The sequence below is a fragment of the Micromonospora parastrephiae genome, from assembly GCF_016802865.1.
Taxonomy (GTDB): Bacteria; Actinomycetota; Actinomycetes; order Mycobacteriales; family Micromonosporaceae; genus Micromonospora; species Micromonospora parastrephiae.
Map to the genome: position 1 here is coordinate 1 of NZ_JAEVHM010000359.1, position 2713 is coordinate 2713.

Annotated in this window: 2 protein-coding genes; both read right to left on the reverse strand. The window is 71.8% G+C overall.

Going from position 1 to position 2713, the window contains the following annotated elements:
• Positions 1–39: 39 nt before the first annotated feature.
• Positions 40–645 (reverse strand): NUDIX domain-containing protein, encoded by a 606-nt coding sequence (locus JNW91_RS30940; RefSeq protein ID WP_203178996.1) that lies wholly within the window; start codon positions 643–645, stop codon positions 40–42.
• Positions 642–2390: a CTP synthase gene (locus JNW91_RS30945; RefSeq protein ID WP_203178997.1), complete on the reverse strand. Its 1749-nt coding sequence runs from the start codon at positions 2388–2390 to the stop codon at positions 642–644. Before JNW91_RS30945 ends, JNW91_RS30940 begins: the two co-directional genes overlap by 4 nt.
• Positions 2391–2713 lie beyond the last annotated feature (323 nt).

Sequence of the window (2713 nt, forward strand, 5' to 3'; positions counted from 1 at the left end):
CTTCTCGCGTGCTCCCTCGCCGACGCGGAAACCGGCGCCTCAGCGCGGCAGCGGCGCGTCCGCCCGGCGCAGCGCCGCGAAGCCGGTCTCCCGCGCGCGGGCCGTGGCCAGCAGCCCGGCGACCGCCGACGCGTTGGTGATCTCACCGGCCAGGACCATGGCGACCGCCTCGTCCAGGTCGATCCGCACGACTTGCAGGTCGGCCTCTTCGTCGCGGCGCTCGTGGCGCTCGCCGGCCGGCACCTCGGCGAGGTCCCGGGCCAGGAACACCCGGACGACCTCGTTGGTGAACCCGGGTGAGCTGTGCAGGTCGACCAGCACGTCGACCCGCCCGGCGGTCAGGTCCGCCTCCTCGGCCAGCTCCCGCAGCGCCGCCGCCGGCAACTCCTCACCGGAGACGTCCATCAGCCCGGCCGGCAGCTCCCACAGGTGCCGCCCCACCGGGTGCCGGTACTGCCGGATCAGCACCACCTGACCGGCGTCGTCGAGCGCCACCACGGCCACCGCCCCGACGTGCCGCACGAGGTCACGCCGCGCGGTCCCGCCGCCCGGCATGGTCACCTCCTCGGTGACCACGTCGAAGATCCGCCCCCGGTACCGCTCCTCGCGGGAGCGCACCTCGTACCGGTGCTCCAGGCTGCTCACGAGGCGGATGACGCCTTCGTCGCGGCGCCGTTGCGGGCGGCCTTGCGCGTCGCCGGGGCCTCCGCCGCGTCCAGGTCGACCGGCAACTGGTCGGCCTGCGAGTACTCCACCGCCGCCTTGACGAACGAGGCGAACAGCGGGTGCGGGCGCGTCGGGCGGCTCTTCAGCTCCGGGTGCGCCTGGGTGGCCACGAAGAACGGGTGCAGACTCCGGTCCAGTTCGATGAACTCGACCAGCCGGCCGTCCGGCGAGGTGCCGGAGATGTGCAGGCCCGACTTGGTCAGCGCGTCCCGGTAGGCGTTGTTCACCTCGTAGCGGTGCCGGTGCCGTTCACTGATCTCGGTGCTGCCGTACGCCTCGGCCACGATCGAGCCCTCGGTCAGCGCCGCCGGGTACGCCCCCAGCCGCATCGTGCCGCCCAGGTCGCCCTTGCCGGCGACGATGTCCTCCTGGTCGGCCATCGTGGCGATGACCGGGTGGGCGGCCTGCTCGTCGAACTCCAACGAGTTGGCGCCGTCCAGGCCGGCCAGGTGCCGGGCCACGTCGATGGTCATGCACTGCAAGCCGAGGCAGAGGCCGAGCAGCGGAATGCCGTTCTCGCGGGCGTACCGGGCGGTGCCGATCTTGCCCTCGATGCCGCGCACCCCGAAACCGCCGGGGATCAGGACGCCGTCCACGCCGGCCAGGGCCGCCGCGGCGCCGGCCGGGGTGACGCACTCGTCGCTGGGCACCCAGCGCAGCTGCACCCGCGCCCGGTGACCGAAGCCCGCCGCCCGGATCGCCTCGCTCACCGACAGGTACGCGTCGGGCAGATCGACGTACTTGCCGACCACCGCGACGGTGACCGTGTGCCGGGGCCGGTGCACCCGCTCCAGCAGGTCGTCCCAGCTGGTCCAGTCCACGTCCCGGAAGGAGAGCCCGAGCCGGCGCACCACGTACGCGTCCAGCCCCTCACGGTGCAGCACCTTCGGGATGTCGTAGATGCTGGGCGCGTCCGGCGCGGCGACGACCGCCTCGGCGTCCACGTCGCAGTAGAGCGACAGCTTCTCCTTGAGCTTCACCGGGATCTCCCGGTCGCAGCGCAGCACGATGGCGTCGGGCTGGATACCGATGTTGCGCAGCTGCGCCACCGAGTGCTGCGTCGGCTTCGTCTTCAGCTCACCCGACGGCGCCAGGTAGGGCACCAGCGACACGTGCAGGTAGAAGCAGTTGTCGCGGCCCAGGTCGTGGCGGACCTGACGGATCGCCTCGAGGAACGGCAGCGACTCGATGTCGCCGACCGTGCCGCCGACCTCGGTGATCACCACGTCGGGCAGGTGGCCGTCCTCGTCCGGGTCGGCCATCGCCAGGATCCGCGACTTGATCTCGTTGGTGATGTGCGGGATGACCTGGACGGTGTCGCCCAGGTACTCGCCGCGCCGCTCCTTGGCGATCACGTCGGAGTAGATCTGGCCGGTGGTGACGTTCGCCTTGCCGGACAACGCCCGGTCCAGGAAACGCTCGTAGTGCCCGACGTCGAGGTCGGTCTCGGCGCCGTCCTCGGTGACGAAGACCTCACCGTGCTGGAACGGGTTCATCGTCCCCGGGTCGACGTTCAGGTAGGGGTCGAGCTTCTGCATCACCACGCGCAGCCCGCGCGCGGTCAGCAGGTTGCCGAGGCTGGAGGCGGTGAGGCCCTTACCCAGCGAGGAGGCGACGCCCCCGGTGACGAAAATGTGCCTGGTCGTCCGTGCTGATGGGGCCAAGGCCTGCTCCCGTGTCGTCTGTCGCGGTCATGCAGACCGCCGTGCTTGATCAGCTCAGTGATCACGCGATCCACGGGATTCGACGGTAACACCTCCCGGGCGGGTACCCGCAGGCCGCACCCCGGCTGCGACACCACCGGGTCACCACGACGACGCCCGGCGCTCAGGGAGCGGCAACCTCGGTCGATGATCGGGTGATCTGCCGAGGCGGTACCACCGCGGTTGGCTCCGGCGCGTCGTCGACGTCCGAGGGCCGCTCGACCGCCGTACCGAGGGGTGGGGCCAGCGACGACCGGGGTGGGCTCGCGGGCGGGCCGCTGAGC